The organism is Mycetocola tolaasinivorans (genome assembly GCF_003667565.1).
Classification (GTDB): domain Bacteria; phylum Actinomycetota; class Actinomycetes; order Actinomycetales; family Microbacteriaceae; genus Mycetocola; species Mycetocola tolaasinivorans.
In genome coordinates this window covers 1-25520 of record NZ_RCUX01000013.1, presented here as the reverse complement: position 1 = coordinate 25520, position 25520 = coordinate 1, and the positions used below count along the sequence as shown (strand labels likewise).

Sequence of the window (25520 nt, the reverse complement as noted above, 5' to 3'; positions counted from 1 at the left end):
TCGATACCCTGGGGACATGACAGATTCGGCGCGCTCCGGCCGCTGGTGGCACTTTTTCTCGGGAGCAAAGACACAAGATATGGCTGCAGCAAACACCTGGTTGGTCATCGGCCTCGGTAACCCCGGGCCGCGCTACGAACGCACCCGGCACAACATCGGGCAGATGGTGATCGCCGAGCTTTCCCGCCGCCTCGGGCAGCAGCTCAAGCGCCACCGCAGTGCGGCGCTGGTAGCCGAGGGTTTCCTGCACCCGGGCGGCCCCAAGCTGATCGTGGCCACGCTCACCTCCTTCATGAACGTGTCGGGTAAGCAGACCGCGGCGCTGGCGTCGTTCTACTCCATTCCGCCCGAGCGGATCATCGTGGTGCACGATGAAATGGACATCCCGTTTGACACCATCAAGCTGAAGATCGGTGGCGGGCACGGCGGTCACAATGGCCTACGCGACATCGCGGCGGCCCTCGGCACCCCGGAGTTCGTGCGGGTGCGTACCGGCATTGGCCGCCCCGACGGGCGCCAGGATCCGGCAGACTTTGTCCTGGCACCCTTTAGCTCGACCGAGCGTGAAACCCTGCCGATTCTGATCGGTGATGCCGCCGATGCCGCCGAACTCGTGGCCACGGATGGCCTGACCGCGGCGCAGCTCAGGTTCCACACCCGGAGCTAGCGTCCTCCTAATCCACGGCGTACACACGCCGCGAGCCCCGCCCCGTGGAGGGGATCGGGGCTCGCGGCGATGTGGGCTCTATTCGGCGACGGTGAGGCTCTCGATGAGCTTTCCGTTGGCGGTGAGGGCGAAGGTGTAGCGGCGCACGCCGGGGCCGCTGTCATCCCCGGTGTGCACGCGGTAGAGCAGGGTGACGCCGTGGGCATCACGCTCGATTCCGAAGTGCTGGGCGCTCACCCGGCGCTCGGTGAAGCGGCGTGCCCAGCGAATGTGGGCCTCCTCGCCGCTGAAGATTTCGTCGTGGTCGATGATCTGTGCCGACGGAGTGAGGAAGTTGTTGATCTCAGCGGGATCCGGCTGGATCGCGGCGGAGATGAAGCCTGTGATTGCGTCGGGGAGATCCGTCGCATTTTCGAGGGTTGCGGAGAGTGTCACGGGTGATGCCTTTCGTAGTGGGGGACGCCAGTCCGATCAGCACTGATTGAGTTCGGCATCTCCCATGATTCTTCGAATCGGGTCGGGAGGGAAAGGGTATGTCGCAAACTGATCGTTATGTTGTCGCATTTTCGTAATAAAACGGATGGTATCTCGTCCGGGCGGTTTTGCGTTCGCTCCTGGCAGAGGCCGTATGACGTCGATGTCACCGGGGCCGATTAGACTTACTCGGTGATGCTTTCGGGTCTGATTTCCGCGCTTTCTGGCGCTCCCTCCTTTAACGCCGCCCTCGACTACGCCCCGCGTGATGCCGACTTCTCGGTCACCGAGGGGCTGACCGCCCCGCTCATCGCGGGTCTCGTTGAGCGTCGCCGTGAGGCCGGAGCGCCCCCGGTGGTGCTCGCGATCACCGCGACCGGCCGCGACTCCGAGTCCCTCATCGCGAGCCTGCGCGCGCTGCTGCCAGGCGGAGACATCGTTGACTTCCCGGCCTGGGAGACCCTGCCGCACGAGCGCCTGAGCCCCTCCACCGAGATCGTGGGCCGCCGCCTGGCGGCCCTGCGTGCCCTGCGCACCTGGGACGGCGAACGCACACTCGTGGTGGTTGCCTCCGTGCGCGCCGCGCTACAGCCGCTGGCCGAAAACCTTGCCGATACCGAGCCGATCACCCTGGCCGCCGGTGCTCGCGGGCACGACCTGCAGAAGCTCGCCGGTGAGCTGGTGGAATCCGCGTACACCCGGGTCGACCTGGTCGCGCGCCGCGGCGAGTTCGCGCTGCGCGGCGGCATCCTCGATGTTTTCCCACCCACCGCCGATCACCCGTTCCGGGTCGATTTCTTCGGCGACGAGGTCGAGCAGATCCGTCGCTTCTCGGTGGCCGATCAGCGCTCCCAGGACGAAGACCTCCCGCAGATCGAGCTGGCACCCGCGCGCGAGCTGCTGCTGACCGCGCCGGTGCGTCAGCGCGCTCGCGAGATGCGCGACGAGTTCCCCGGCATCTCCAACATGCTGGAAAAGATCGCCGAGGGCATCCCGGTCGAGGGCATGGAGTCCCTGGCACCGGCGCTGCTCGAACGGCTGGTCAACGTCGGCCACTATCTGCCCGCGGGCACCGCCATCGCGGTGTCCTCGCCCGAGCGCGTCACCACCCGCGCGATCAGCCTCGCCGAAACAAACCGCGAGTTCTTGGCCGCCGCCTGGAGCGCCGCGACCGCGGGTGCCGGCGCACCGATCGACCTCGGTGGCGGCGAGTTCATCACCCTCGGTGCGCTGCGCGACTCGCTGAAGTACTCCCGCCCCGGGGAGCCCAACACGGATCACCCGTGGTGGACGTTCAGTTCGTTCCAGCAGGGCCCGGCCGATGGCGATATCGACATCGACGCGATGCTCGAGGTGCGGGTTGCGGCCGAGGCCGTGCCGAGCTTCAGCGGTAACGTCGAGGGTGCGATTGCGCACGTGGGCGAGCGCCTGCGCGCGGGTTGGTCGCTGATTATTACCGCCGGCGGGCAGGGCATGCTGGAGCGTGCCCGCGACGTCCTGAGCGATGCCGGCCTGGCCGCCCGCATCGTGACCGAGCTGCCCGCCGAGTTTGAGAGTGGCGTGGCCTTCCTGGTGCAGGCGAGCCTCGACCACGGCTTTGAACTCGACGAGATCTCGCTCGGCCTGATCAGCGAGGCCGAGTTCTACGGTCGCGCGGTGGGCTACGACTCCCGCGCGGTGAAGAAGCTGGCCTCGCGTCGCCGTAACGTGGTTGATCCACTCCAGCTGAACCCCGGCGACCACGTGGTGCACCAGACCCACGGCATCGGCCGGTTTGTTGAGATGAGCCAGCGCACGGTATCCACCGGCGGGCGTAACCCGATCAAATCGCTGCGCGAATACCTGGTGTTGGAGTATGCGCCGAGCAAGCGCGGATTCCCCGGAGACAAGCTCCTGGTGCCCATCGATCAGCTCGACCTGCTTTCTCGCTACGTGGGCGGCGAGGCACCGCAGCTATCGAAGATGGGCGGCTCGGACTGGGCGCAGGCCAAGTCGAAGGCGCGCAAGGCCGTGCGCGATATCGCGGTCGAGCTGGTGAAGCTCTACTCGGCGCGCATGGCGAGTGTTGGCCACTCCTTTGGCCCGGATACCCCCTGGCAGCGCGAGTTGGAGGAGGCCTTCCCGTACCCCGAAACCCCGGATCAGCTGACCACCATCAGCGAGGTCAAGACCGACATGGAGAAGTCAATCCCGATGGATCGCCTGCTCTCGGGCGACGTGGGCTTCGGCAAGACCGAGGTGGCCGTGCGTGCGGCATTCAAGGCCATCCAGGATGGCAAGCAGGTGGCCGTGCTCGTGCCCACCACCCTGCTCGTGAAGCAGCACTTCGAGACCTTCGCCGAGCGCTACGCCGGCTTCCCGGTGCACCTGCGTGCCCTGAGCCGGTTCCAGACCGCGAAGGAGGCCAAGGAGGTCATCGCGGGGCTCGAGTCCGGCACGGTGGACATCGTGATCGGTACCCACCGCCTGCTCACCGACAACGTGCTCTTCAAGGATCTCGGTCTCGTGATCATCGATGAGGAGCAGCGCTTCGGCGTCGAACACAAGGACAAACTGAAAAAGCTCAAGACCAACGTCGACATCCTGGCGATGAGCGCGACCCCGATTCCCCGCACGCTTGAGATGGCCGTGACCGGCATCCGCGAAATGTCGACCCTCGCGACCCCGCCCGAGGAGCGCCAGCCGGTGCTGAGCTTCGTGGGGCCCTACAACGACAAGCAGATCGCCGCGTCGATCCGTCGTGAGCTGCTGCGCGAGGGCCAGATCTTCTTCGTGCACAACCGGGTGTCGAGCATCAGCCGGGTGGCGTCCCAGCTGGCCGAGCTGGTGCCCGAGGCGCGCATCGCCGTGGCCCACGGAAAGCTGAGCGAGCACCAGCTGGAGCAGGTCGTGGTCGACTTCTGGGAGCGCAAGTTTGACGTGCTCGTGTGCACCACGATCATCGAGACCGGTCTGGACATCTCGAACGCCAACACCATCATCATCGACCGTGCGGACAAGTACGGCCTGAGTCAGCTGCACCAGCTGCGCGGGCGTGTGGGGCGTGGGCGCGAGCGCGCGTACGCGTACTTCCTCTATGACCCAGCCAAGCCGCTGTCCGAAACCGCTCATGATCGCCTCTCCACGATTGCGGCCAATAACGAGCTGGGTTCGGGTATGCAGGTTGCGCTGAAGGACCTCGAAATCCGTGGTGCCGGTAACCTGCTCGGCGGCGAGCAGGCCGGGCACATCGCCGGTGTGGGTTTTGACCTCTACCTGCGGATGATCGGCGAGGCCGTCAACACGTTCCGCGGGGAAGACACCTCGGGCCCGACCGAGCTGCGCCTCGAACTGCCGATCGACGCCCACATTCCCGAAGACTACGTGGACAGCGAGCGCCTGCGCCTCGAGGCCTACCAGAAGCTTTCGAGCGCGGCCTCCTCGGCAAAGATGACCGATGAGGACCGCATCGACCTCGTGGTCGAGGAGCTCGTGGACCGCTATGGCACCCCGCCCCTTGAGGTGAAGAACCTGGTGGCGGTTTCAAAGCTGCGCCGTCGCGCCCAGGCCTCGGGGCTGTCGGATGTGATCACGATGGGGCCGAACCTGCGCATCGCGCCCGCGCACCTGCCGGACTCCCTGCAGGCGCGCCTACGCCGCATGTATCCGCAGGCGAAGCTGCTGGCTGGCGGCGACGCCCTCGTGGTGCCGCAGCCGCGAATCGACGGCGAGGCGCTCGAGGACGCCGCGCTGATCGAGTGGGTCTACACCCTGCTTGACGCCCTCTTCCCGGTGGAGGGTTCCACGAAGGAGTAGTGGGTTCGCGTGTTCCGGTCATCGGCCGGGACACGCGAGGCTTTCCACCGGTCAGGGCGCTGTTAGGCGGATTCTCGGGTGCCACGTGGTTTACTGGGTCGGTGCATCAAACCCTCACCACCCCGACTTCTTCCGCGCCGGTTTGGCGAACCCTGCCCTGGCCGGTACTGGCACTACTGGGCCTGATCGCGGTTGCGATTTCGGTCACCGGATCCTGGATCCCCTCGCTGTGGGGCGATGAGGCGGCGAGCATCATGTCCGCGCAGCGTGACTGGGGCTCGCTCTGGGCGATGCTCGGCACGGTGGATGCGGTGCACGGACTGTACTACGCGTTCCTGCACCTCTGGATCGATATCTTTGGCGCGTCGCCGTTCTCCGTCCGGCTGCCCTCCGCGCTCGCGGTGGGCGGTGCGGCAATCCTGCTGGCCCGCCTCGCGACGCTGCTCGCCGGCCGCGGTGTGGGCGTCGTGGCGGCGCTGCTGTTTGCGACCGTTCCCCGGGTGACCTACTACGGCACCGAAACCCGTGCCTACGCGTTCACGATGCTGCTGGTGATCTGGCTGCTGCTCGTGCTCGTGCGCCTGGTTGCTCGGCGCGAACCGCGGGTGCTGCCGTGGCTCGGGTTTGCCGTGCTGTTTGCGCTCTCGAGCGTGGTCTTCATCTACACGGTGCTGTTCGTGGTGGTGTTCGCGGTGATCGTGATTGCGATGCGTCCGGGACTCTCGATTGTGCTGCGTGCGGCCCTCTGGAGCGCGCTGGGTGCGATTCTCGCGGTGCCCGTGGTGATCTACGCGTACCTGGAACGCGAGCAGGTCGCCTTCCTACACTCCCGCGATGGCCTCACGATGTCGGCGCTGTTTGAGACCCCGTGGTTCTCGCAGCAGCTACCCGCGTTGATCGGCTGGGCGCTGATCGTGATCGGTCTGGTGCTCGCGGTGGTCGCCTGGCTGCTGCGCCGATCCAGCGGAGTACGGGCACGCGCGCTGCGTGATCTCTATCGCCCGGAGGATGCGGCACTGCCGGGTGTCCTGACCGTGGCGCTGCCCTGGCTCGTGGTACCCTCGGTGCTGCTCGCGCTGGGGACCACCGTCACCCCGCTCTACTCGCCGCGCTACCTGGCATTTACCGCTCCGGCGATCGCGCTGCTGATGGCCGTGGGCCTCGTCGCGCTGACCCGCTTGCTGCGTGCCCGCTGGCTCGTGCCGATCCTGGTGATTGCCGTGGTGTGGGGCTCGCTGCCCACCTACCTGGGCCAGCGCACGCCCTACCCGCGTAACGGTGGCGTGGACTGGAACACACTCTCCGAGACCGTGGCCGAGCACGCGCGGCCCGGGGACTCCATCATCTTTGACCAGACCGCGATCAATGCGAAGAAGCCGCGCCTGGCCAAGTACCTCTACCCCGAGGCGTTTGCCGGTCTGAAGGACGTGGGCCTCAAGACCCGCTTCGATGACACCGACGGCCTCTGGGATAGGGCATACTCCACCGCCGAAACCGTTCAGCGCCTCGACGGTGCCGAGACCGTGTGGCTCGTGCGCGCGGGTGAGCGATTCTCCACCGACCAGGCCAAGAGCGACGCCTACGTTACCGAGCTGGAACGCGCCGGCTATGAGCAGACCGAGTCCTTCGAACTGCACCGCTCGATCCTGGTGAGGTTCGAGCTCACTCGATAGCACCCGGTTGCCCGGACGTCTCCGGAGCCACCCGTCCTAGCCGGTACGCATTCGTGCGGCATCCCGGCGATACATGGACGCATGGTCCAGGAGGTCCGTTCGCCCCGTTTCCTGTGCCCGATGCTCGGTGAATTCGGCCAGCGCCACCAACCGTCGCGCGATCATCGGCCTCACCTCGGCCGGGTCGACGTCGCCACGATATGCGTCGAGCAGGGCTGCTAACCGGTTGTCCGGGGTGCCGTCACGCTCCTCATCAAAGCCCTCCGCATCTTCGGCGAAGGGGACCAGCCGATAGGCCAGGTAGCTGAGATCCCAGAGGCGCGGACCGGGGGAGGCCATATCAAAGTCGATGGCACCAGCCAGCTGTCCCTCAGAGGCGATGAGGTTGTATGGCGCAAAGTCGTTGTGGCAGATCACCTGCACCGGATAGTGACTCTCCATCCGCCACGGAGAATCCGTCTCGATGAGCGGTGTGCTGGCGTCATGAAGGCGTCGGAGTAGACGCGCAGCCTGGTCGAGCAGGGTGGGGGACCACTGCTCTTCGGGAGACAGCGCAACCATGGTCTCACCCGGGATGTACGACAGCATCTCGCGGCCGGCTCCGTCTAGCCCGAAGGCACGCGGAACCTGGGTGATCCCTGCCTCGGCGTAGTGGCGCAGCAGCGAGTGGACCGAGGGTGTCCAGGGGCCACTCACCCGACGCACGGTATCGCCGATTCGAATGACGGGATCCATGTTGCCGCCATCCAGGGATTCGCCCGTGAGGTCGTTCATAATCTCCCTTTCTGGACTCGTCGTGAGGAGATGCCGCCTGAGGGACATGCTAGTTCGTGCTGGCTGCGCGCGTTCGGTTACGAAGCACCGTCAGCATGATCGCGGCGGCGATCACCGAGAGGACCGAGCCCAGCAGCACGGCGAGGATGCCCTGATCCGAGAGCGCCTGATCGTCGGCGAACGCCAGCGTGGTCATCAGCAGGGACACCGTGAAACCGATGCCGCCGAGCAGACCCACCGCGATGATCTCGGAGACGCGCATCCCGCCCTCACGCGCCGCCCCGCCGCGGCTGAGGAGCCAGGCACCCAGCAGCCCACCGAGGGTGATACCGAGCAGCTTGCCGAGCGGCAGTGCGGCCAGGATGCCCCAGAACGGTGCCGACAGCTCGCCGAGCGGCACCGCGGGAATCACCACGAGGGTGGCCGAGAACGCGAAGATGGGCAGCACCAGGCCGGCGCTCCACGGTTCGAGTCGGTGCACGAGTGGCTGGCCGACGCCCGCGGGGAGAACCAGCCCAAACGCCACCCCGGCGAGGGTCGCGTGCACGCCGGAGAGCTGGGTCAAAACCCAGGTCGCGATGCCGAGGACCACGAGCAGGGCCCCGAGCATGAGTCGCGTTTCCCGGCTCGTCGCCCGGGTGAGGGCCCGGCCGACGACGACGGCGATGGCAAGAACGATGACGGCGCCGGCCAGCGGCAGGAACTCGGTGCTGCCGCCGAAGAAGATCGCGATGATGACGATGGCGATCAGATCGTCCAGGACGGCCAGGGCGAGCAGGAATACCCGGATACGCGGGGGGAGGCCGCGGCCAAACATGGCCAGCACGCCCAGCGCAAACGCGATGTCGGTCGCGGTGGGGATCGGCCACCCTCCCGGCTGCCCGGCCGGGCCGGCAATGAGGAGGTACACCAGCGCGGGCACGATCACGCCGCCCACCGCGGCGATGGCCGGGTGCAGCGCCCGCTGCCAGGAGTTGAGCTGCCCGGCCGTGAGCTCGTGGCGCAGATCGATCGCGACCACGAGGAAGAAGATCGCCAGGAGGCCGTCACTGATCCAGTGGCCGATGCTCAGTTGAAGGTTGCCGATTCCCACGCTCGTGTGCTGCAGTTCGATGAGGCCCGAACCGAGCGGGGAGTTGGCGAGGATGAGGCCGGCGAGGGCTGCGCCCAGCAGGAGGAGTGCGCCGGTGCGTTCGCTACGCAGCGCCGAGGTGAGTCGAGAGGGGGCCATACTGTCCGTTCGAAACGGGCGCGGGTGCGCCGAACCTGATCCGTGATCCCCACGGGATCTCCGGGCCGACCAGACTTCCCGGCACTCCATCCCCCAGAATATCAGCCGTTTGGTCGATAGGCTATGACTCCGCGCCCACGCACTCACCCGGAGGCCCCGATGTCCGCTCCCGACAGCCCCAACGACCGCGTTGCCGCGCTCGCGGTGATCCCCGCCGCAGACTTCCCGGAGGCCGAGAGCTATGCGCGGGCCGGTGCGGAGCTCGCCGCCTACGCCGCCGCCATGCACCAGACGCGCCTGCGCTGCGTCTGGACCGAGGCGATGACCCACGAGGGTCTGCGCCGCTACCTGCTCGAGGAAACCCATGAGCTGCTCGAGGCGCTCGATGAGGGCGACCCCGCCCACGTGCGCGAGGAGCTCGGCGACGTGCTGCTGCAGATCGTCTTCCACGCCGAGATTGCCGCGGGTGATGCGAATGCGGGGTTTGACCTCGCCGACGTGGTGCGGGACGCCCGGGAAAAGATGGTGCGTCGCCACCCGCACGTGTTCGGCCCGGATGGTGCCGCGAACGTGGACGAGGTGCTGCGCGTCTGGGGCGCGGCAAAGGCCGCCGAAAAGGCCGAGCGCACCGGGATTCTGGACGGCATCGCCCCGACGCTCCCGGCCCTCGCCCGCGCCCAGAAGGTCGCCACGCGGCTCGCACGCTCGGGTAGCACCCCCGTCGCCGCCGATGCCGCACCGCTCCCGGAGGAGATTTTCGCCGATGAGCGAAGCCTCGGTGCCCACCTCTTTGCCCTCGCCGCGCGCGCGCAGGAGCTGGGGCTCGACGCCGAGTCGGCACTGCGCACCCACGCCACCGAGCGCGCCGCGGAGGGATAATCGCGCTGGACCGTGTGAACGGGCGTGCGACCCTCGGCCGCGGGGGCTCGTTCCGATGCTTACTCATGCCAAAATGGGAGCATGGCAACAGTTAGTGCACCGCGCGGCATGCGCGATTTCCTGCCCGCCGAGAAGGCACGTCGCGAGCACGCGCTCGCCGTGATCCGCCGGGTCTACCGTCGTTTTGGATTCGATGAGATCGAAACCCCGGTGCTGGAAAACTACGATCGCCTGCATTCGGGCCTGGGCGGCGACAACGAGAAGATCTCGTTCAGCGTGCTCAAGCGCGGCATCGGCGCTGACGAGCTGCGCGCGGCCGCCGAGAACGATGACCTCGCGAGCCTGACCGACCTCGGCCTGCGCTTTGACCTCACCGTGCCGCTGGCCCGCTACTACGCGACCCACCGCGCCGAGCTGCCGAGTGTCTTCCGCTCGGTGCAGATCGCACCGGTGTGGCGTGCCGAGCGGCCCCAGAAGGGCCGCTACCGCCAGTTTGTGCAGTCCGACATCGACATCATCGGCGAGGCCGGCATCCTGGCCGAGATCGAGCTGATCGGCGCGACCACCGAGGTGCTGCGTGAGCTCGGCGTGACCGGCACCCGCGTGCGCATCAACGATCGCCGACTGATCACCGGCATGCTCGAGGCCTTCGGGTTTACCCCCGAGGAGTTCTCCGGCGTGCTCATCACCATCGACAAGCTCGACAAGATCGCCGCCACCGGCGTGATCGCCGAGCTGCGTGAGCGTGGCGTGACCGCCCCCGCGATCGATGCGCTGGCCGCGTTCCTCGAGACCGAGCAGGCGGCGGGGGAGTTCTCCGCCGAGGCCATCGCCGCGCGTCTGCCCGAGGGCGTCGACCCCGAGGTGATCGCCGAGCTCGCGCAGATCGGTGCCTCCGTCGAGGGCGAACTGGTCTTTGACCCGTTCCTCGTGCGCGGCATGGGCTACTACACCGGCGCAATCTTCGAGATCGAGCACACCGATTTCGGCTATGCGCTGGGTGGTGGCGGCCGCTATGACGGCATGATCGGCCGCTTCCTCGGACAGGATGTGCCCGCGGTCGGGTTCTCGATCGGCTTCGAGCGTATCGTGGACCTCATCGAGGCGAACGCCGAGGATGCCGAGGAGTCCCTCGTTCTGATCTATGACCGGAACGTGGAGCCCGCGGCACTCGTGGCGCTCAAGAACGAGGTCGCCGCGGCCGGTACTCGCGTGCGGTTGGACAAACGTGCAAAGAACTTCCGGGCGCTCCTGGAGCGGGCAGCAGAGGCGGGCTACACCGCCTATGCGACCGTGACGGCGGAGACCACCCGGGCATCCGATCTGGACGTTAAACCGCTCGGCACCGCCGAGTCGGCCGGATAGACTGAAAACTAGCAGTACACACCCTGATCAAGGAGAAAACATCGTGGCACTTGTTGAATTCGTGAACGCTCGCGAGATTCTGGACTCGCGCGGAAACCCGACCGTCGAGGTCGAGGTTGGCCTGGACGACGGCTCCTTCGCCCGCGCAGCGGTGCCGTCCGGCGCCTCCACCGGCGCCTTCGAGGCCTATGAGCTTCGCGACGGCGACAAGGCTCGCTACGGTGGCAAGGGTGTGCTGAACGCCGTCAACGCCGTCATCGAGGAGCTCGGCCCGGCCATCGAGGGCCTGCCCGCAGACGACCAGCGCGTCATCGACGCAGCTCTGATCGCCGTGGACGGCACCGAGAACAAGAAGCGCGTGGGCGCCAACTCCATCCTCGGAGTGAGCCTCGCCGTGGCACGTGCCGCAGCCGACGCCTCGGGCCTGCCCCTGTACCGCTACCTCGGCGGCCCGAACGCCCACGTTCTGCCCGTTCCGCTGATGAACGTCATCAACGGTGGCTCGCACGCCGACACCTCGGTCGACATCCAGGAGTTCTTCCTGGTTCCCCAGGGTGCCGCTACCTTCTCCGACGCACTGCGCTGGGGCACCGAGATCTACCACGTCCTGAAGGGCGAGCTCAAGTCGAGTGGCCTGGCCACCGGCCTCGGCGACGAGGGTGGCTTCGCCCCCGACCTCGCCAGCAACCGCGCTGCTCTCGACTTCCTGATCGCCGCGATCGAGAAGGCCGGCTTCACCCCCGGTAAGGAGATCAGCCTGGGTCTCGACGTCGCCTCGAGCGAGTTCTACCGCGAGGGTGCCTACCAGTTCGAGGGCAAGGCACGTTCGGCCGCCGAAATGACCGCCTACTACGCCGACCTGGTCGCGAACTACCCGATGGCCACCATCGAGGACCCGCTGGACGAGGACGACTGGGAAGGCTACTCGATCCTCACCGCCGAGCTCGGCAACAAGGTGCAGATCGTCGGTGACGACCTGTTCGTGACCAACCCCAAGCGCCTTGCCAAGGGCATCGAGCGCGGCGACGCCAACTCGCTGCTGGTGAAGGTCAACCAGATCGGTACCCTGACCGAGACCCTGGATGCCGTGTCGATGGCTCAGCGTGCCGGTTACACCGCCATTCTGTCGCACCGTTCGGGCGAGACCGAAGACACCACCATTGCCGACCTGGCCGTGGCCACCAACTCGGGCCAGATCAAGACCGGTGCGCCGGCTCGTTCGGAGCGCGTTGCCAAGTACAACCAGCTGCTGCGCATCGAGGAGGAGCTGGAGTCGGCCGCCGTTTACGCTGGTGCCACCGCCTTCCCGCGTCTGAAGGTCTAATCGCCTCACCTCAGCAGGCGGCCGCTCACGGCCGAATCTGAGAGCTTCATGGCTTCGGGAGGGTCATCCGGGATTCTGGATGATCCGACCGTAAGCTGAGAGCAGTACCACCGGTGCTCCCGGTCCTGATCCACTCGTGGATGCGGGGCCGGGAGTTCCGTTTACCGGGAGGGTTTCTTCTCTCCCACACCAGCGAAGGGAACGCAGGATGAGCGAGACGGGCAGCGCCGCACGTGCGGGATGGATGCGTCGGCTTCGGTTGTCCGGGTTTGCCGCCATTATGCTCGGCGTGATCGCGCTGGGCGTGCTGATCATCGCGCCGAACCTCAAGATCTACGTTGAGCAGCGTCAGCAGATCGCGCTCTACCAGAAGCTCGTGCACGATGACCGCGCGAACGTCGCGAACCTCACGGCCGAGCGCGAACGCTGGAATGACAAAACGTATATCGAGACCCAGGCACGCGATCGTCTGTACTACGTGAACCCCGGTGAAAACATCTATGTGGTGCGTAACGATCTCGACCCGGCGGTGGCCGGAACCGAGCCCGATCCGGTGAGTGACAAGGTCACCACGGGGGATACCGATTGGTCCCAGAACCTCCTCGGTTCGTTCCTGGGCGCAGGTCTGGGTAAGGTTGCCGTGGGGAACGAACCAAAAAAGTAGCGGAGCCGCCGCGCCATCGCCCCCGCCCGTAGGAGATTCAACGCATGACCACCCCGCCCTTTGACCCGGTAACCGACGAAGACATCGCCATCGTCTCGGCCCAGCTTGGCCGTCCGGCACGTGATGTGGTGGGAATCGCGGCCCGCTGCGTGTGCGGTGCCCCGACCGTGGTGTCGACCTCCCCGCGCCTGAGCGACGGCACCCCGTTCCCCACGTTCTACTACCTGTGTCACCCGGCCGCGACCGCCGCGATCTCGCAGCTCGAGGCTGAGCACGTGATGAACGAGTACAACGACCTCCTGGCCGAGGATGAGGAGCTGCGTGAGCGCTACGCCGCCGCACACGAGGCCTTCCTGGCTGACCGCTACAGCATTGAGGACATCCCGGAAGTTCACGGAATCTCCGCCGGCGGTATGCCCGTGCGCGTCAAGTGCCTGCACGCCCTCGCCGGTCACGCGCTGGCCGCGGGCCCGGGTGTGAACCCGATCGGCGACCTCGCCCTGGAGCGTGCGACCTGGTCGCCCACCGTGTGCGAGTGCCCGGACTACTCGGCCGCAAACTAGCTAGCGCCACGCGCGGTGGGGGATTCTCACTCGAATTCCCCGCCACGCATGGCCCGCGGTAGCGCCCCGCACAATAGTGTCTGAACGCATGCACATTCGCCCGTTTCCCGCGTGAACGCAGGGTAAACGAGTAGTCAGTGCTATCGTAGACATGCTTGGTGCCAGTGCTGCTGCCGCAAGCCCCCTCGGACGCTCCCCGTGTCGGAACGCCTCGATTTGCAAACACCCCTCGCTACAGGAGAAATCTCACAGTGCCTAAAATTCTGATCGTCGGCGGCGGCTACGCGGGTTTTTATACCGCGTGGAAGCTGGAAAAGCACCTTCGGGCCGGGGAAGCAGAGGTCACCATGGTCGACCCGCTGCCCTACATGACCTACCAGCCGTTCCTCCCCGAGGTTGCGTCCGGTTCGATTGACCCGCGCCACGCGGTTGTCGCTCACCGTCGTCACCTGAAGAAGACCCACATCGTTACCGCGAAGGTCACCTACATCAACCACGCCGAGAAGAAGGCGACCATTCAGCCGCCCATCGGCGAGGCGTATGACTTCGAGTACGACCAGATCGTCATCACCGCCGGTGCCGTTTCGCGCACCTTCCCGATTCCGGGTGTGGCCGATGAGGCCATCGGTCTGAAGACCATCGAGGAAGCCGTCGCCATCCGCGACCGCATGCTCACCAACTTTGACCGCGCTGCCCAGATGCCGGCCGGCCCGGAGCGCGACCGCCTCCTGACCGTCACCGTCGTCGGTGGTGGATTCGCCGGTATCGAGGTCTTCGCCGAGCTGCGCAGCTTCGCGTCGGACCTGCTGTCGCAGTACACCGAGCTGACCTTCGACGACGTGCACTTCAACCTGGTTGAGGCCGCCCCGCGCATCATGCCCGAGGTGTCGCTCGAGACCAGCCACTGGGTGCTGAAGAACCTCGCCGAGCGTGGTGCCAAGGTTTACCTCGAGACCCAGTTCTCGTCCTGCGTTGACGGAAACGTCGAGCTGTCGGACGGCACGAAGTTCGAGTCGGACCTCATCATCTGGACCGCCGGTGTGATGGCGACCCCGCAGATCGTGCGCAACACCGACCTCGAGATCGAGGCCCGTGGCCGTCTGGTCACCCGTCCCGACCTGCGCCTCGGTACCGCGGACAACGTGGTCGAGGGCGCCTGGGGTGCCGGTGACGTCACCGCCGTTCCGGATCTCTCCGGTGGCGGCGTGGGCGGCATGTGCGTGCCCAACGCTCAGCACGCCGTGCGTCAGGGTCGCCTCCTCGCGAAGAACCTCGTTGCGGTTCTGCGTGGCGAAAACCCCAAGGATTACAACCACAAGAACATGGGTGCGGTTGCCGGTCTCGGCATCGGCATCGGCGTGTTCCAGTCGGGCAAGTTCTCGATGAAGGGCTTCCTCGCCTGGGGCGCTCACCGCGGATACCACGGTCTGGCCATGCCGACCTGGGAGCGCAAGTGGCGCGTCATCTGGGGCTGGTGGCACAACGTGTGGCTCGGTCGCGACATCGTCGGCCTGTCGGCCACGCTGACCCCGCGTCGCGCGTTCGAGGAGTTCGCTTCTCGCCCGAAGCCGCCGGTTGAGGCTGCTCCGGAGGCACCGAAGGCCGAGGCACCCAAGGCCGAGAAGCCCGCGAAGGCTGAAAAGCCGGCCAAGGCCGAAAAGGTCGAGGCTGCAGCCAAGTAGTTGATGTGATTCAGGGGGTTCGGTCGTCGAGATCGAGCCCCCTGAACTCGTCCGTGCGTCCTACACTGTAAGAACGCATCCGCCCCCATAGTCCAATGGCAGAGACAGGCGACTTAAAATCGCTCCAGTGTCGGTTCGAGTCCGACTGGGGGTACCGCGAAGGCCCGGGATCATCACGATCCCGGGCCTTTTTTCGTTTATGGCTGGTGACTCAATTCGTCTGAGTCATGGTTTAGTCATGGTTTTGCCGAAGAACGCGTCGAGCACGGCCGCCGCAGCAGGTCCCACTGGGAGCCGTTCGACATAGTGCTTGTAGGTGACGTCCGAGCCGAGCTTGTGGCCTAGCTGAGCCTGGGCGGTTTCTATGCCGAGCTCGTGAACCACGAGGGTGGCGACGGCTTTACGGAATGACTTTGGCGTGACTTCGGAGTATTGAGTGCCGCTGAGCGCGGCCCGCCATGACCGTCGAAGGTTGTTGGGCCAGCGGATTGTCCCATTTGCGGAGGGGAAGAGATACTCCACTGGGCTATCCGAGATCCGGCGCAAGATGATGTCGCGCACAAAATCTGGTGCGGATAGGAGTCGCTTGCTTTCTTCCGTTTTCGGGAACGGCTGCCGGAACACCTTGCGATTATCGTTGATGCTGATCGTCCCGTTCACGTCTACGACGAGTGGGTACTGGTTGGCGAGGATGTCGTTTTTCCTCAGGGCGAACAGTTCCGCGGTGCGAAGTCCCGTGCCTGCGAAGATGTCGGTTATGTCGCCCAAATCGGTTGTCCGGGCTCGGCCGCGTGAGTCCACGCCGTTATCGTGATCGTGCATGATTTTTCGGATCGCGGCCACGTCGCTTGGGGTTAGCGCTTCAACCTTTGTTTTTGTGGTCGCGATTGGCTCGGCGTTGTTCATCGGGTTCCGGAGGATCGCTTCTTTCCTCACGGCAAATTGCAGGATGTGGTTGAGGACGTTACGCGCGGTGCGTGCTGATCCGAGGCCATAGTCCGATGTGATTACTGCGAGAAACGCATCAACCCGGAGCACGCTCATCTCTCGTAGCCGTATCTGCCCAATCTTTGGATAGATTCGATTCCTCAAGGATCCTTCATACGTATTCAGTGTTCCGCTGGCGTACCCTTTTAGTTTTGCGAGGGCGAACCAGGTGTCACCTACTTCGCGGACCGTTGACTCGGCGCTGAGTGCAACTGTTGGCGCCTGGCGGGCTTTGAGTGCTGAGATGAGGTTGCGCTCGGCCGCGGCTGGCGTGCTCCCTGTTCGGGTAACAAGCCGGGTCACTCCGTCGGAGTCTCGGTAGTAGGCGCGCGCGGCGTTGCTTCCGTCTCCCCGGATGAACCGGGTGATCTTGCCCCACGTCTCAAGCTCTAGGGGTGGTCTTGCCATTTCGGGCTCCTCAGATATGTGCGAAGGATGTGGTCGGTCACCCAGAGTTCTAGGGCAACTTCGGGGATGTGGCGGCTCCACTTGAATGCGGATACGAGGCGGTCGTGGTCGATGAGCTTGTAGGCCGCTAGTTGGTCGGCGGCGGCTTCTTCGCGGCGGCTGGTGGCTGAATGCTTGAGCGTGGCGTGTGCGACCTCGTGGGCGAGCACCGATCGCTCGTGGCGTGCGGTCATTCCTGGGCGGAGGAAGATTGCGTTGTATCGGGGGACCCAGAGTCCGGTTTCTTTGCCGATGGGGCGGTGTACGATCTTCACCCCCATGTCTGTTGCGTGTGCGTGGGGGTCGTACATGCTATCCGTTCGGGTACTCGGGGCTTCCTCCGTCGTCTTGGCTGGCGGCCTTTACCTCGTGGTCGAGGTCGACGGTCATGAGGTCGGGGGTGTCGATAGCTTGCCGTATGGGTGTGACATTGCCGGCGCGTGTGCGGAGTGGCGCGACGACGGGGGCGAGGTTGCGCTCGTTGAGGTGGTGCGGTGTCGGGAGGAGCTTTCCGTCTTCGACATAGACGATCTTTGCGATTGGGTCGACGTCGTAGTCGGCGAGGAAAGCTTCGGCCTCTTGCAGGATTGCGCCGGCGTCCAGGCCCATCGATTCGCACATGCCGACGAACTGCTCGAGCTCGATGGGGCGAACCCCACGGACCAGCTTTGACAGCTGCGACTGGGAGACTCCGATGGCCTCACCGAGTTCAGCCTGCGTGATTCCGTACTGAGCCATGTGTCCGCGTAGGATCGCGGCTATTTTGCGGGTCAGGTCACTAACAACGTAGTTCGTCATGAACTAAAGTATGCCACTTTTGAACTTTGTTGTCTATGGACTTGCTTAAGTAGTTGGTTCTAACTACTTTAGTTCACATGAACTACTCCAACCCCAGTAGCGCAGCATCACAGTCGATCCGAGCGCACATCGCAGTAAACCGAGAAAGCATCGCCGCGCTCGCCGAGGCCACGCTTATTTCGGAGTCCACCATCAAGCGTCGGCTGTACGGGCTGAGCTCCTGGTCGATCGATGAGCTGGTGCTGATCGCCGAGCACTTCTCGACCACCGTATCGGAACTGCTGCAGCCAGTTGTACAGTCCCGGAAGGCTGGATGATGGATGAGTTTTTGACCACCAAAGAGGTCGCCGAAAAACTGGGCGTCGCCGTTCAAACTTTGATCAACTGGCGCAACCTCGAAAAAGGCCCCCAAGCGGTGAAGTTCGGAAAGATGGTCCGATACAACGCCCGCGTCGTGGAAGCCTTCCTCGTTGAGTGGAAGCCCGCAGCCTAGCTTCCTGGCCGCCTCTGTGTGCGGCCTAGCCTGACCGGCTGAACCGGTCCATTTCAAAGCCACCCCTGAGAAGGGGGTATTTGTCGCGCCCGAACGGCGCGGCCGCCTTCCAAAGCTGCCCGGGGTACGGGCGGCGGTCGGAGACGCGAAAGCACGTTTGTAACTCAACAGAGTCCCATACCCCCAGGCCGAAGAGGCGCGGGGATGCCTGGCCGATTTGCGTTGGACGCTACGCCAGATGAAAAGGCCGTACCGGTCGCACCGAAGTGATGCGACGACTTGGCGGCGGCCGTGTCCCCGGAGATACCGGGTTGGCGCGGTGAAGGCGTTCCTCAGGGGCAGAAGTTTGCCCGGGGCTTTGTCGGGATCGAACCCCGAAACGTCGCGGGTGCACATCGCACCTATTCACAAGGAGAGATATGAAGAGATATACCTTTGCTGCCACGCGTGTGGCAGCGGTTGCCGTGGCGTTGGCTGCGGCGTTCATCCTGCTGTTTGCCCTCGCGGGGTGTTCGTCGTTTGATTCCCAGGATGACCGTGGCAAGCAGCTCGCGGTTTCCGAAACGCAGTTCAACGGGCGTACGGCCCCGAAGGTCACCGGCGATGCCGAGTACCAGAACTACATCCGAGCGCAGGAAGACGTCTACGACGATCCGGCGTCGATTATCTGGTGCACGGTGTATCCGGCGTCCGATTCGGCTCCGATCTTTACTGTGCCCATCGCGGGCAAGCTTACGTCCTCGTCGGTGTCCTTTTTCCCGGGCTCGCGTATTGAGAAGTTCGGGTCGAATTATGCACCGGCGGCGGTGGAGAACCAGTCGGTTGACGGGATGTATCACGGCTCGCCGCCTCCGTACCGTTATGGTTTCACGCCGGGGGGCCAGTACGTCGATTTCACGGACCTTCCGACGTTCTGCACAACGGCGCTCACGGAGTTCCAGCGGCAGACGCTGAGCGTCGCGCAGGTTGCCCCGGCCGGTGCCGCTACGGCGCGGGCCGAGGAGCTGTTGAAGGCTGGCGATCAGGCGGGCGCGCAGCGGGTCCTTGACGAGCTCGCAGGTAAGTAGCGTGAGCCGTCGATCTGTTTGGTGGCTGCTGGGCCTGGTCATTGCGGTGCTGGTGGTGTTGGCGCTTCTAGCGTTCGGCGGCCGGTGGGGGCAGAAGGCTCTGGACACCGTGGGGCCGGACAACGTGTCGAAGCAGTACGCGGTGATTATCGAGAATTGGCAGTCGCTGTCGGTCACTGCTGACAACGCGTGCTTGGCGCAGTCGGCAGCGTCTGGTGCCGGGTCGCCGACGTTGGTCGAGTCTCCGGCGTTGGCGTATGCGGCGACGTATCGGAATGTGGCGGCGCGATATAACGCGGCGTTCGCGGATGTGTTCAAGGCGGGGCTTGTTGGGCCGCCGGGGTATCCGCGCGAGATCCCGTCGTATCCCGAGGCTGTGGGTGCGTCGCCGGACTTTTGCGCGGTGTCTTCTAACCTCGCGATGCTTCGGGCGTCGCACTAGCTGTTGGGCAGGAAGTTGGTTCGGCGGGGTTTTGCCCTGCCCCGGGGTTTCGAGTCCCCGGCTGTCACTGCGCGTATGCGTAAAAGAAAACGCCCCGCTGCAACGGGGCGTTCAACCAGAAAGGTATTCCTTTGACTAAGAAAAAGCCTATCAGTATCACCGTGTCCGCTCCTCGGATAAAGCAGATGGTCGCCGGTGTCGTCGCGGCGGCGTCTAGCGACGATATTACTCCGGTGATCTGCACCGTTCAGTGGATGCTCGAGCCGGGTGAGCTTCGCCTGGTAGCGACCGATCGGTATCGCGTGCATACCGCAGTGGTCCCTGTGGATTATGTAGGTGAGCCTGTCTCTTTCCTCGCAAGCCGGGAGCTCATGATCTGGCTGCAGAAAAACGCCACGACCTTTGAGCGTTTGTATCGGAATCGTGCTCCCGTCTCACCGGCACCATCCGCGACGGCTCCCGTTGTGGTTTCGTTCACGTCGCCTTCGCCGGACTCGCCCACTGATGCGGGAACCATTGGCTTCACCGTGATGTCGCCGGAGCCTGGCGGTTCGCTCTCGCGCAGCGAAGCGGCAGTGCGGGGGAACTTCCCGCCTGTTTTGCGTCTGATTGAGGATGCGCGCAAGGCCGAGTTTTATCCCAGCGAGTTCGTGCTGAAAACGAAGTTCATGACTGACGTGGGGAAGCTCGCGCAGAGTCCCACGGATGAGCCGCGCCTGCGGTCCACTAAATCCGAAGCTACGTCCAAGCCTGGTGTGGTGCTGCTGTCGTTTCGTTCCAACGGCGTCGGTGATGTGTATGCCGAAGCGCTCCTGCAGCCCAACCTGCTGCTGCGGTAATTCTCAATGTAAAAGCGGGCACCTCGTTACAGCGAGGTGCCCGCGCCTGAAAGGACAGGTTCATGAATCACAAGAAGGATAGCATCGTCCGTTTCACGATTGAGGCTGGTGCTGCCCGGTGGGCGGCGGCTGCGATGGTGGCGGCGATTGAGAGTAGCGAGGCGGCTCCGGTGATGCGGGGTGCGCTGTGGCGGTTGCAGGGCGATGACCTTGTGATGGTCGCGGCCGACCCTTTCGCGGTCCATCGGCTGCGTGTGCCGGTCACGGTCCTGACCCCAGAGACTGTGTCCGCGGCGTCGGCGGGGTTTGTGGTGCCGCGCGAGGCCGTGCTGTGGGTGCTGCAGAACGCCAACTACTTCCGTCGCACCGTCCACAAGCACATCGTGGGGCGCTCGGATATCGTGGCCGCGTACACGCCAGGCGTTGACCTGGCACCGGGGACGCTGCAGCTGGCTGTTACCCCCTCGGAGGCTTCGCGTGGCCGGGTGGTGCTCGAGACGGAGTTGGTCCGTGGTGAGTATCCGCCGGTAGAGGGTGATCTGGATGCTGCGGCCCGGGGTGTGCGCGCTCAGGTGTCGCAGGTTGCGGCGCGGCGGATGATCGCGGCGCAAAAGCTTGCCCGGCGCCGGAATGACACGCTCGCTATCGAAGGGCGAAAGAACGGCTCGGCCCGGAAGGTGTACATCCGGGTGGGCGAGGCTTCGCATCCGTATGCGGAGGCGCTGTTGATGCAAGCACTGTGGCCTGAGGCGAGCGAGGTTGCGGCATGAGCCCGCGGCCGCGTCGCGCCCGGGAGGTCCCGCATTCGCATGAGCCGCTGTTACCTAAGAGCGAGCGCGGCACGTATATCGCGTTGGCTGCTGGTGCGGTGGGGTACGTGGTGCTTCTCGCGCTGTTGTTGCTGATGGGGCTTTCCCGGTGAGGGTGTGGATTGTCGCGCTGTATGTGGCGGCGTTTCTCGCGTTTTTCGTTCAGCAGGCTGTTGGTGGCCTGTCGATTCTTCTTGTTTTTGCGGGCCTCGCGGTGTCGTGGCGTCTGCACTTGACCGAAAGGTTTTCTGATCATGACGCAGCGTGTGACGCTGAGCATCCCTGACCGGCTGCTGGCGGCGGCGATCCTCACTGAGAGGTTCCCGCAGTTTTCCGATATCAACGTTGACCCGTACCGGATTCGCCTGCACATCTACATGCAGGCGGCTGACGGGAAGGTGTGGGATGAGGATGTGCTGCGCGCTCATCTCGCTGCGGTCGCTGACTTGGTGGATCGGTGGCGTGTGCAGCCGGTCATCATGCTGGGTGAGGTGGAGCTCATGGGCTCCGGCCCCCTCGGCTTGATCTGCCTCTCGCTCGATGACTGCTGGTGGCCACTGTTCACCGAGGTTTGGACCACGGCCCTGGAAGATCGGCAGATCTCCGACGACCTCAAACGGTTCTACGCGGCCGAAATCGCCACTGCGCTCGACCGCCTGTGATTGGCCCCAAAACACCCAAACCCACCAAAGCCCAGCAATCCAACGCGTACGCGCTCGCCGCAGCCCGTGACCCCCGCTGTGTTCGGTGCGGCATCTACGGCGTAACCATGGACCACCGACAAAACCGACAGTCCGGGAACACACGCCCCAGCAATCTGCAGGGGCTGTGCGGCACCGGCACGACCGGCTGCCACGGCTGGAAGACCAATAACCCGGCCGACGCGCTCGCCGATGGGTATGCGGTATCGCGCTGGCAAGACCCGGCCGAGTGGCCCGCCCGCCGGAAGGTGGGCATGCACCTGATCTGGGTGCTTTACGACGATCTCGGCAATTACCGCGAGATCACCGCGGCTGCGGCCGCCCGACGATTAGAAGGAGATTTCCGCGATGACGACGATTCCGACTCACGCGATGCTGTACGCGGTGTACTGGCCGCGCCGCAGGGTGCTCAAGGTGGGCCGGGCGTGGAAGATGTCGCGGCTTCGGATGCTGCAGCGCACTGGTGGCGAGGTGCTGGTGCTGATGCGTGGCCGCGCTGGTGGCGACGAGCGCGCCGCGTTGGCCGAGCTGCGCGCCGAGTTCGAGCGCGCTTTTCTGACGGCCGAGGACAGCCTCGGCGTGCTCCCGCATGGTCGGGGGTTTACCGAATGTTTCCGCGTGACGGCTGCTCAGGTGCGCCGTGCGCTCGACCTGATTTTTAGAGGGATTGCACGAAATGGCCATGAATCGACAGAGGTACATCAAACCGGACCTGTTCCGGGACGAGGATCTCGCGACGCTGGACCCGAAGGTGAGGTTGACGGCAATCGGCCTGCACCTGTACGTGGACGATCACGGCCGCGCCTCGGCGACGGCAGCTCTCTTGAAGGCGGATCTGTGGGCGCTGGATCGCGACATGACCGAGGACCTGGTGGACGAGCATCTTCTGCTGCTGGCCGAGATCGGTTACCTGACGCTGTACGCGGTCGGGAAGCGGACGTATCTTGCGCTGACGGAAATGGCCAGGGTGGACCGGCCGAGCGCGTCAAAGATCCCCGATCCTCCTGCTCAGGATTCCCTCGCGAATGGCTCCGGAGCGATTCGCGAGCCGCTCGCGGTAGTGGAGGAAGAGAGAGGGAGAGAGTGGGAGCGAGAGTGGGAGCAGGAGAGCGGGCAGGCGTGGGCCGGAGAGGAGGACCATTCCGGAGCCGCTCGCGAATCTCTGGGACCTTCCATGTTCTGTCCGGATCACGAAGAAACGCTCGGGACTTTCCAACCTTGCGGACCTTGCGGCACTGCACGTCAGAGACACAAGGTGTGGACCCAGAAGCAGCTCAAGAACGCTTCCGCACCTCGGTTCGAGGACGAGGGGGTGAGTCATGGATGAGCGGTTTACGTATCTGCTCATGAGGGACGAAAAGCCGCTCGAGGATATCCGGGTAACGGTGTGGGCGCCGGTGGGTGTCGTGCCTGCTCTGACTCTGCCGATGATGCACGAGGGGACGCCTGCCGTGGCTGTGCTGCTGGATCATCGGGCGCTCACGTGTAGCCCGGTGGCCGGGGTCAGGGGCGAGTGTGGCAGTGCGGAGTGTCATCGTCGCGTGCTTGGTGCGTGCCAGTGTGGCCGTCATCCTGAGGGGCCGCGTTTGGCGAGGGCGTCGTGATCGGCCCGACTGTTTGCCCGTGGCCGTATGTGGGGCCGTGGGAGGCCACGGCCGCGGATCGGGAGCTTGAGCTGTTTCTGCAGTCTCGGGATCCGGTGGCTGTGGTGGCTGAGAGGTCTGTGAATTTCAAGGGCGAAGAGAAACGTATTCTCGACGCTAAAACTCGTGCCGTCCGGGCTGTCCCGGTCGGCTTTCTTTTTACTCAAAATCAGATTGATGCTGCCCGTGTGGCGGCTGAGAGGGGCCTGTAATGGCTATCACTGTGAAGGCTGCGCACGCGGCTGTGCGCAAGGTTGTGAAGATCGAAACGTCCGCGGTTGTGGAGCAGCTCATGCGTGAGGGGTATGCGGTGTCGGTGGAGGATTTGGCGGCGCTCGCCGAGATTGTGGCGTCGGCTCAGGTTTCGGTGTCGTGGTCGGGGGTGGGCGAGTAGTGGCTGGGGAGACGGTTATCACGGTGGTGGGGAATCTCACTTCGGATCCGGAGTTGCGGTACACCCAGAAGGGCGACGCCGTGGCGAACTTCACTATCGCGTCGACGCCTCGGAATTTTGACCGGCAGTCGAATGAGTGGAAGGACGGCGAGGGCCTGTTTCTGCGGGCGTCTGTCTGGCGCGAGTTCGCTGAGCATGTGGCGGCGTCGCTGGCCAAGGGGTCGCGGGTGATTGCGACTGGTCGGCTCAAGCAGCGGTCCTTTGAGACGAAGGACGGTGAGAAGCGCACCTCGATTGAACTTGAGGTTGACGAGATTGGTCCGTCGCTGCGGTATGCGACGGCTCAGGTCAGCCGTGCACAGTCCTCCGGCGGCGGGGCTCGCTCTCCGCAGGGTGCGGTGTCGGATGAGCCGTGGGCGAGTGCTGCACCGTCGTTCAATGGCGGCGCGCAGGATGGGTCGTATCTGGCTGGTGCTGATGGGGCTCCGTTCTGATGGCCGGCGTGCTGGGTCCGAACATGGGTGTTACGTCGGGGCCGTGGGCTCCGGAGACGCAGCCTCGGGATAAGCCGGCCCCTCGGGGGTGTGCACGGTGCCGGACGCCGTATGGGGTGTCGGCGATGCCGTGCCCGTCGTGTAGCCCGGTGTCTCGGCCGCGCCGCCTGTCTGCCTCTGAGGGGGTGACCGATAGTGCCCGGGACGCTGTATGACCGTCTGGTGGCTGCTGCTCAGCATCTGTACGAGGTGGACGGGTCGCGGTGGGCGGATGCGAAGGATCGGGAGCGTGCCACGTATGTGGAGCTCGCTCGCACACTTCACAGCATCCTCACCCGCGAAGAACCGCCGGCGACCGCAGGACCGTCCGAGTTCGAAACCGAACTCATCACCGTCGCAGTAGAAGATCTGCTCGCCACCACCACCCGCGCCGGCATCACCCCCACCACCGTCCTCGCCGCCATACGCGGCCTCACCCACACACTCACCACACCAAACGCCACCGCGCTCGCCGCAGTTGGAGAAGGAGACACAACACCATGAGCACGAACTGGAAGCCGTTCATCGTGAATACCGAGGGCCCCGACGATATCGCGGAGTTCGACACGATGCGCGAAGCCGTCGAGTATGCAAACGCGCTCAATGCCGAGATGGTCGAAACGATCAGCAGCGGCAGCGAGGATGCGCCGCACCTTTGGGCGGTCCCATGGCGGACCACCACGTATCTCGAGCGGTTCAAGAAACCCCGCTCGCCGAGAGGCAATTTGGATGCGGGCGACATGCGTTCGCTTGCTCAGGTCGGAGCGGTTGCGGTTGCTGCGAGCATGGGCGAGGAGTTGGACGTCGAGGAGTTCTTCGCGATCTATGACGCATGGTTCGCCAAGGTGCAGAGCGACGCAGTCGAGGAGGTTCCCAGTGAGTAGCGCGCAGACGGTTATCGCGATTCTGCCGCCGTCCGCGCTCAAGGCGGGCGCGGTCGCCCCTGACGGGCGCGTGGTCAAGTCGGGAATGCTGCACACCACGAAAGACATGCTGGTCGCCGAGATCAACTTCACCGACGGCACGGGCACGGCCCTGATGTGGCCGCTCGGCACCAACTGGAAGGAGGCACCTGGTGAGTGACATCGTGTTTTGTGGTCGTGGGTCGTGTTCTGGCCTGGCGGGGCATGAGGGTTCGTGTGCTGTCGTGTCTGGGTGGGATGACCGGACGGACGTGCGGAAGCTAATCGCCGAAGCTCGCCATCGGCACGGTAATGATGCCCGGCATCTGGGTGAGGCTGACGCCACCATGATTGAAACGCTCACGAGCCGCATG

The 25520-nt window shown here is 64.9% G+C and carries 28 protein-coding genes and 1 tRNA gene; 23 read left to right on the top strand and 6 right to left on the bottom strand.

What is annotated here, in order from left to right; all coding sequences use genetic code 11:
* Positions 1–79 precede the first annotated feature (79 nt).
* On the top strand, positions 80–667 hold the full coding sequence (gene pth, locus D9V32_RS14195) for an aminoacyl-tRNA hydrolase (RefSeq protein ID WP_121649577.1): 588 nt from the start codon (positions 80–82) through the stop codon (positions 665–667).
* Positions 668–745: 78 nt separating this feature from the next.
* On the opposite strand, the gene D9V32_RS14190 is transcribed toward pth, so the two are convergent.
* On the bottom strand, positions 746–1102 hold the full coding sequence (locus tag D9V32_RS14190; RefSeq protein ID WP_121649576.1) for a hypothetical protein: 357 nt from the start codon (positions 1100–1102) through the stop codon (positions 746–748).
* A gap of 231 nt (positions 1103–1333) precedes the next feature.
* On the opposite strand from D9V32_RS14190, the gene mfd reads away from it, so the two are divergent.
* Both mfd and D9V32_RS14180 read left to right on the top strand, forming a co-directional pair.
* Entirely contained in the window at positions 1334–4936 is a 3603-nt protein-coding gene (mfd, locus tag D9V32_RS14185; protein WP_121649575.1) for a transcription-repair coupling factor, read from the top strand.
* Between the two features lie 101 nt (positions 4937–5037).
* Positions 5038–6609: a glycosyltransferase family 39 protein gene (locus tag D9V32_RS14180; RefSeq protein ID WP_121649574.1), complete on the top strand. Its 1572-nt coding sequence runs from the start codon at positions 5038–5040 to the stop codon at positions 6607–6609.
* A gap of 36 nt (positions 6610–6645) precedes the next feature.
* Here the strand turns inward: D9V32_RS14180 and D9V32_RS14175 are convergent, their stop codons facing one another.
* Positions 6646–7383: a phosphotransferase gene (locus D9V32_RS14175; RefSeq protein ID WP_121649573.1), complete on the bottom strand. Its 738-nt coding sequence runs from the start codon at positions 7381–7383 to the stop codon at positions 6646–6648.
* A 49-nt stretch (positions 7384–7432) separates the two neighbouring features.
* A complete protein-coding gene (locus D9V32_RS14170; RefSeq protein ID WP_121649572.1) occupies positions 7433–8614 on the bottom strand; it encodes a Na+/H+ antiporter NhaA in 1182 nt (393 codons plus the stop codon).
* 159 nt (positions 8615–8773) lie between these two features.
* Between D9V32_RS14170 and D9V32_RS14165 the strand changes: the two genes are divergently transcribed.
* The 7 genes from D9V32_RS14165 (at position 8774) to D9V32_RS14135 (ending at position 15245) form a co-directional block, all read left to right on the top strand.
* Positions 8774–9493, top strand: a complete 720-nt coding sequence (locus tag D9V32_RS14165; protein WP_183086333.1) for a MazG nucleotide pyrophosphohydrolase domain-containing protein — start codon at positions 8774–8776, stop codon at positions 9491–9493.
* 81 nt (positions 9494–9574) lie between these two features.
* A complete protein-coding gene (gene hisS, locus D9V32_RS14160; RefSeq protein WP_121649570.1) occupies positions 9575–10858 on the top strand; it encodes a histidine--tRNA ligase in 1284 nt (427 codons plus the stop codon).
* Between the two features lie 43 nt (positions 10859–10901).
* Positions 10902–12182, top strand: a complete 1281-nt coding sequence (gene eno / locus D9V32_RS14155; RefSeq protein ID WP_121649569.1) for a phosphopyruvate hydratase — start codon at positions 10902–10904, stop codon at positions 12180–12182.
* 208 nt (positions 12183–12390) lie between these two features.
* Entirely contained in the window at positions 12391–12846 is a 456-nt protein-coding gene (locus D9V32_RS14150; RefSeq protein ID WP_121649568.1) for an FtsB family cell division protein, read from the top strand.
* A gap of 44 nt (positions 12847–12890) precedes the next feature.
* On the top strand, positions 12891–13409 hold the full coding sequence (locus D9V32_RS14145) for a DUF501 domain-containing protein (protein WP_121649567.1): 519 nt from the start codon (positions 12891–12893) through the stop codon (positions 13407–13409).
* Between the two features lie 251 nt (positions 13410–13660).
* Complete coding sequence (locus D9V32_RS14140) at positions 13661–15091, top strand: NAD(P)/FAD-dependent oxidoreductase (RefSeq protein ID WP_121649566.1); 1431 nt, start codon at positions 13661–13663, stop codon at positions 15089–15091.
* Between the two features lie 81 nt (positions 15092–15172).
* Positions 15173–15245, top strand: a tRNA-Leu gene (locus D9V32_RS14135).
* 71 nt (positions 15246–15316) lie between these two features.
* On the opposite strand, the gene D9V32_RS14130 is transcribed toward D9V32_RS14135, so the two are convergent.
* Genes D9V32_RS14130 through D9V32_RS14120 form a run of 3 tightly spaced genes read right to left on the bottom strand, consistent with a single transcriptional unit; the run spans position 15317 to position 17323 of the window.
* Positions 15317–16486, bottom strand: coding sequence for a tyrosine-type recombinase/integrase (locus tag D9V32_RS14130; RefSeq protein ID WP_121649565.1), 1170 nt, complete (start codon positions 16484–16486; stop codon positions 15317–15319).
* Positions 16468–16836: an ImmA/IrrE family metallo-endopeptidase gene (locus D9V32_RS14125; RefSeq protein WP_121649564.1), complete on the bottom strand. Its 369-nt coding sequence runs from the start codon at positions 16834–16836 to the stop codon at positions 16468–16470. The genes D9V32_RS14130 and D9V32_RS14125 overlap by 19 nt, the downstream gene beginning before the upstream one ends.
* Position 16837: 1 nt before the next feature.
* A complete protein-coding gene (locus D9V32_RS14120) occupies positions 16838–17323 on the bottom strand; it encodes a helix-turn-helix domain-containing protein (RefSeq protein WP_121649563.1) in 486 nt (161 codons plus the stop codon).
* Positions 17324–17400: 77 nt separating this feature from the next.
* Between D9V32_RS14120 and D9V32_RS14115 the strand changes: the two genes are divergently transcribed.
* From D9V32_RS14115 to D9V32_RS14045, 13 genes are all read left to right on the top strand, one after another.
* Positions 17401–17640 (top strand): helix-turn-helix domain-containing protein, encoded by a 240-nt coding sequence (locus tag D9V32_RS14115; RefSeq protein WP_121649562.1) that lies wholly within the window; start codon positions 17401–17403, stop codon positions 17638–17640.
* A complete protein-coding gene (locus D9V32_RS14110; protein ID WP_220700718.1) occupies positions 17637–17816 on the top strand; it encodes a helix-turn-helix transcriptional regulator in 180 nt (59 codons plus the stop codon). The genes D9V32_RS14115 and D9V32_RS14110 overlap by 4 nt, the downstream gene beginning before the upstream one ends.
* A gap of 419 nt (positions 17817–18235) precedes the next feature.
* Positions 18236–18883: a hypothetical protein gene (locus D9V32_RS14105; protein WP_121649561.1), complete on the top strand. Its 648-nt coding sequence runs from the start codon at positions 18236–18238 to the stop codon at positions 18881–18883.
* Between the two features lies 1 nt (position 18884).
* Positions 18885–19325, top strand: coding sequence for a hypothetical protein (locus D9V32_RS14100; protein WP_121649560.1), 441 nt, complete (start codon positions 18885–18887; stop codon positions 19323–19325).
* 131 nt (positions 19326–19456) lie between these two features.
* Positions 19457–20164 carry a hypothetical protein gene (locus tag D9V32_RS14095; protein WP_245982342.1) on the top strand — a complete coding sequence of 236 codons (708 nt, stop codon included), beginning with the start codon at positions 19457–19459 and terminating at the stop codon, positions 20162–20164.
* A 62-nt stretch (positions 20165–20226) separates the two neighbouring features.
* Positions 20227–20934 carry a hypothetical protein gene (locus tag D9V32_RS14090; protein ID WP_121649558.1) on the top strand — a complete coding sequence of 236 codons (708 nt, stop codon included), beginning with the start codon at positions 20227–20229 and terminating at the stop codon, positions 20932–20934.
* A 293-nt stretch (positions 20935–21227) separates the two neighbouring features.
* Complete coding sequence (locus tag D9V32_RS14085) at positions 21228–21635, top strand: hypothetical protein (protein WP_121649557.1); 408 nt, start codon at positions 21228–21230, stop codon at positions 21633–21635.
* Positions 21636–22350: 715 nt separating this feature from the next.
* Positions 22351–23001, top strand: a complete 651-nt coding sequence (locus tag D9V32_RS14080) for a hypothetical protein (RefSeq protein WP_121649556.1) — start codon at positions 22351–22353, stop codon at positions 22999–23001.
* Between the two features lie 527 nt (positions 23002–23528).
* On the top strand, positions 23529–23711 hold the full coding sequence (locus D9V32_RS14065; protein ID WP_121649553.1) for a hypothetical protein: 183 nt from the start codon (positions 23529–23531) through the stop codon (positions 23709–23711).
* Positions 23711–24205 carry a single-stranded DNA-binding protein gene (locus tag D9V32_RS14060; RefSeq protein WP_121649552.1) on the top strand — a complete coding sequence of 165 codons (495 nt, stop codon included), beginning with the start codon at positions 23711–23713 and terminating at the stop codon, positions 24203–24205. The genes D9V32_RS14065 and D9V32_RS14060 overlap by 1 nt, the downstream gene beginning before the upstream one ends.
* A gap of 195 nt (positions 24206–24400) precedes the next feature.
* On the top strand, positions 24401–24748 hold the full coding sequence (locus tag D9V32_RS14055) for a hypothetical protein (protein WP_121649551.1): 348 nt from the start codon (positions 24401–24403) through the stop codon (positions 24746–24748).
* Positions 24745–25128, top strand: a complete 384-nt coding sequence (locus D9V32_RS14050) for a hypothetical protein (RefSeq protein WP_121649550.1) — start codon at positions 24745–24747, stop codon at positions 25126–25128. The genes D9V32_RS14055 and D9V32_RS14050 overlap by 4 nt, the downstream gene beginning before the upstream one ends.
* Positions 25121–25327 (top strand): hypothetical protein, encoded by a 207-nt coding sequence (locus D9V32_RS14045; protein WP_121649549.1) that lies wholly within the window; start codon positions 25121–25123, stop codon positions 25325–25327. The genes D9V32_RS14050 and D9V32_RS14045 overlap by 8 nt, the downstream gene beginning before the upstream one ends.
* The last annotated feature ends 193 nt before the right edge of the window (positions 25328–25520 follow it).

Excerpts from the sequence above, each read along its gene's own strand:
- pth (WP_121649577.1), top strand. The coding sequence starts at position 80 with ATGGCTGCAGCAAACACCTGGTTGGTCATCGGCCTCGGTAACCCCGGG.
- D9V32_RS14175 (WP_121649573.1), bottom strand. The coding sequence starts at position 7,383 with ATGAACGACCTCACGGGCGAATCCCTGGATGGCGGCAACATGGATCCC.
- D9V32_RS14170 (WP_121649572.1), bottom strand. The coding sequence starts at position 8,614 with ATGGCCCCCTCTCGACTCACCTCGGCGCTGCGTAGCGAACGCACCGGC.
- D9V32_RS14165 (WP_183086333.1), top strand. The coding sequence starts at position 8,774 with ATGTCCGCTCCCGACAGCCCCAACGACCGCGTTGCCGCGCTCGCGGTG.
- hisS (WP_121649570.1), top strand. The coding sequence starts at position 9,575 with ATGGCAACAGTTAGTGCACCGCGCGGCATGCGCGATTTCCTGCCCGCC.
- D9V32_RS14150 (WP_121649568.1), top strand. The coding sequence starts at position 12,391 with ATGAGCGAGACGGGCAGCGCCGCACGTGCGGGATGGATGCGTCGGCTT.
- D9V32_RS14145 (WP_121649567.1), top strand. The coding sequence starts at position 12,891 with ATGACCACCCCGCCCTTTGACCCGGTAACCGACGAAGACATCGCCATC.
- D9V32_RS14130 (WP_121649565.1), bottom strand. The coding sequence starts at position 16,486 with ATGGCAAGACCACCCCTAGAGCTTGAGACGTGGGGCAAGATCACCCGG.
- D9V32_RS14125 (WP_121649564.1), bottom strand. The coding sequence starts at position 16,836 with ATGTACGACCCCCACGCACACGCAACAGACATGGGGGTGAAGATCGTA.
- D9V32_RS14120 (WP_121649563.1), bottom strand. The coding sequence starts at position 17,323 with ATGACGAACTACGTTGTTAGTGACCTGACCCGCAAAATAGCCGCGATC.
- D9V32_RS14115 (WP_121649562.1), top strand. The coding sequence starts at position 17,401 with ATGAACTACTCCAACCCCAGTAGCGCAGCATCACAGTCGATCCGAGCG.
- D9V32_RS14110 (WP_220700718.1), top strand. The coding sequence starts at position 17,637 with ATGATGGATGAGTTTTTGACCACCAAAGAGGTCGCCGAAAAACTGGGC.
- D9V32_RS14105 (WP_121649561.1), top strand. The coding sequence starts at position 18,236 with ATGAAGAGATATACCTTTGCTGCCACGCGTGTGGCAGCGGTTGCCGTG.
- D9V32_RS14090 (WP_121649558.1), top strand. The coding sequence starts at position 20,227 with ATGAATCACAAGAAGGATAGCATCGTCCGTTTCACGATTGAGGCTGGT.
- D9V32_RS14085 (WP_121649557.1), top strand. The coding sequence starts at position 21,228 with ATGACGCAGCGTGTGACGCTGAGCATCCCTGACCGGCTGCTGGCGGCG.
- D9V32_RS14080 (WP_121649556.1), top strand. The coding sequence starts at position 22,351 with ATGGCCATGAATCGACAGAGGTACATCAAACCGGACCTGTTCCGGGAC.
- D9V32_RS14065 (WP_121649553.1), top strand. The coding sequence starts at position 23,529 with ATGGCTATCACTGTGAAGGCTGCGCACGCGGCTGTGCGCAAGGTTGTG.
- D9V32_RS14050 (WP_121649550.1), top strand. The coding sequence starts at position 24,745 with ATGAGCACGAACTGGAAGCCGTTCATCGTGAATACCGAGGGCCCCGAC.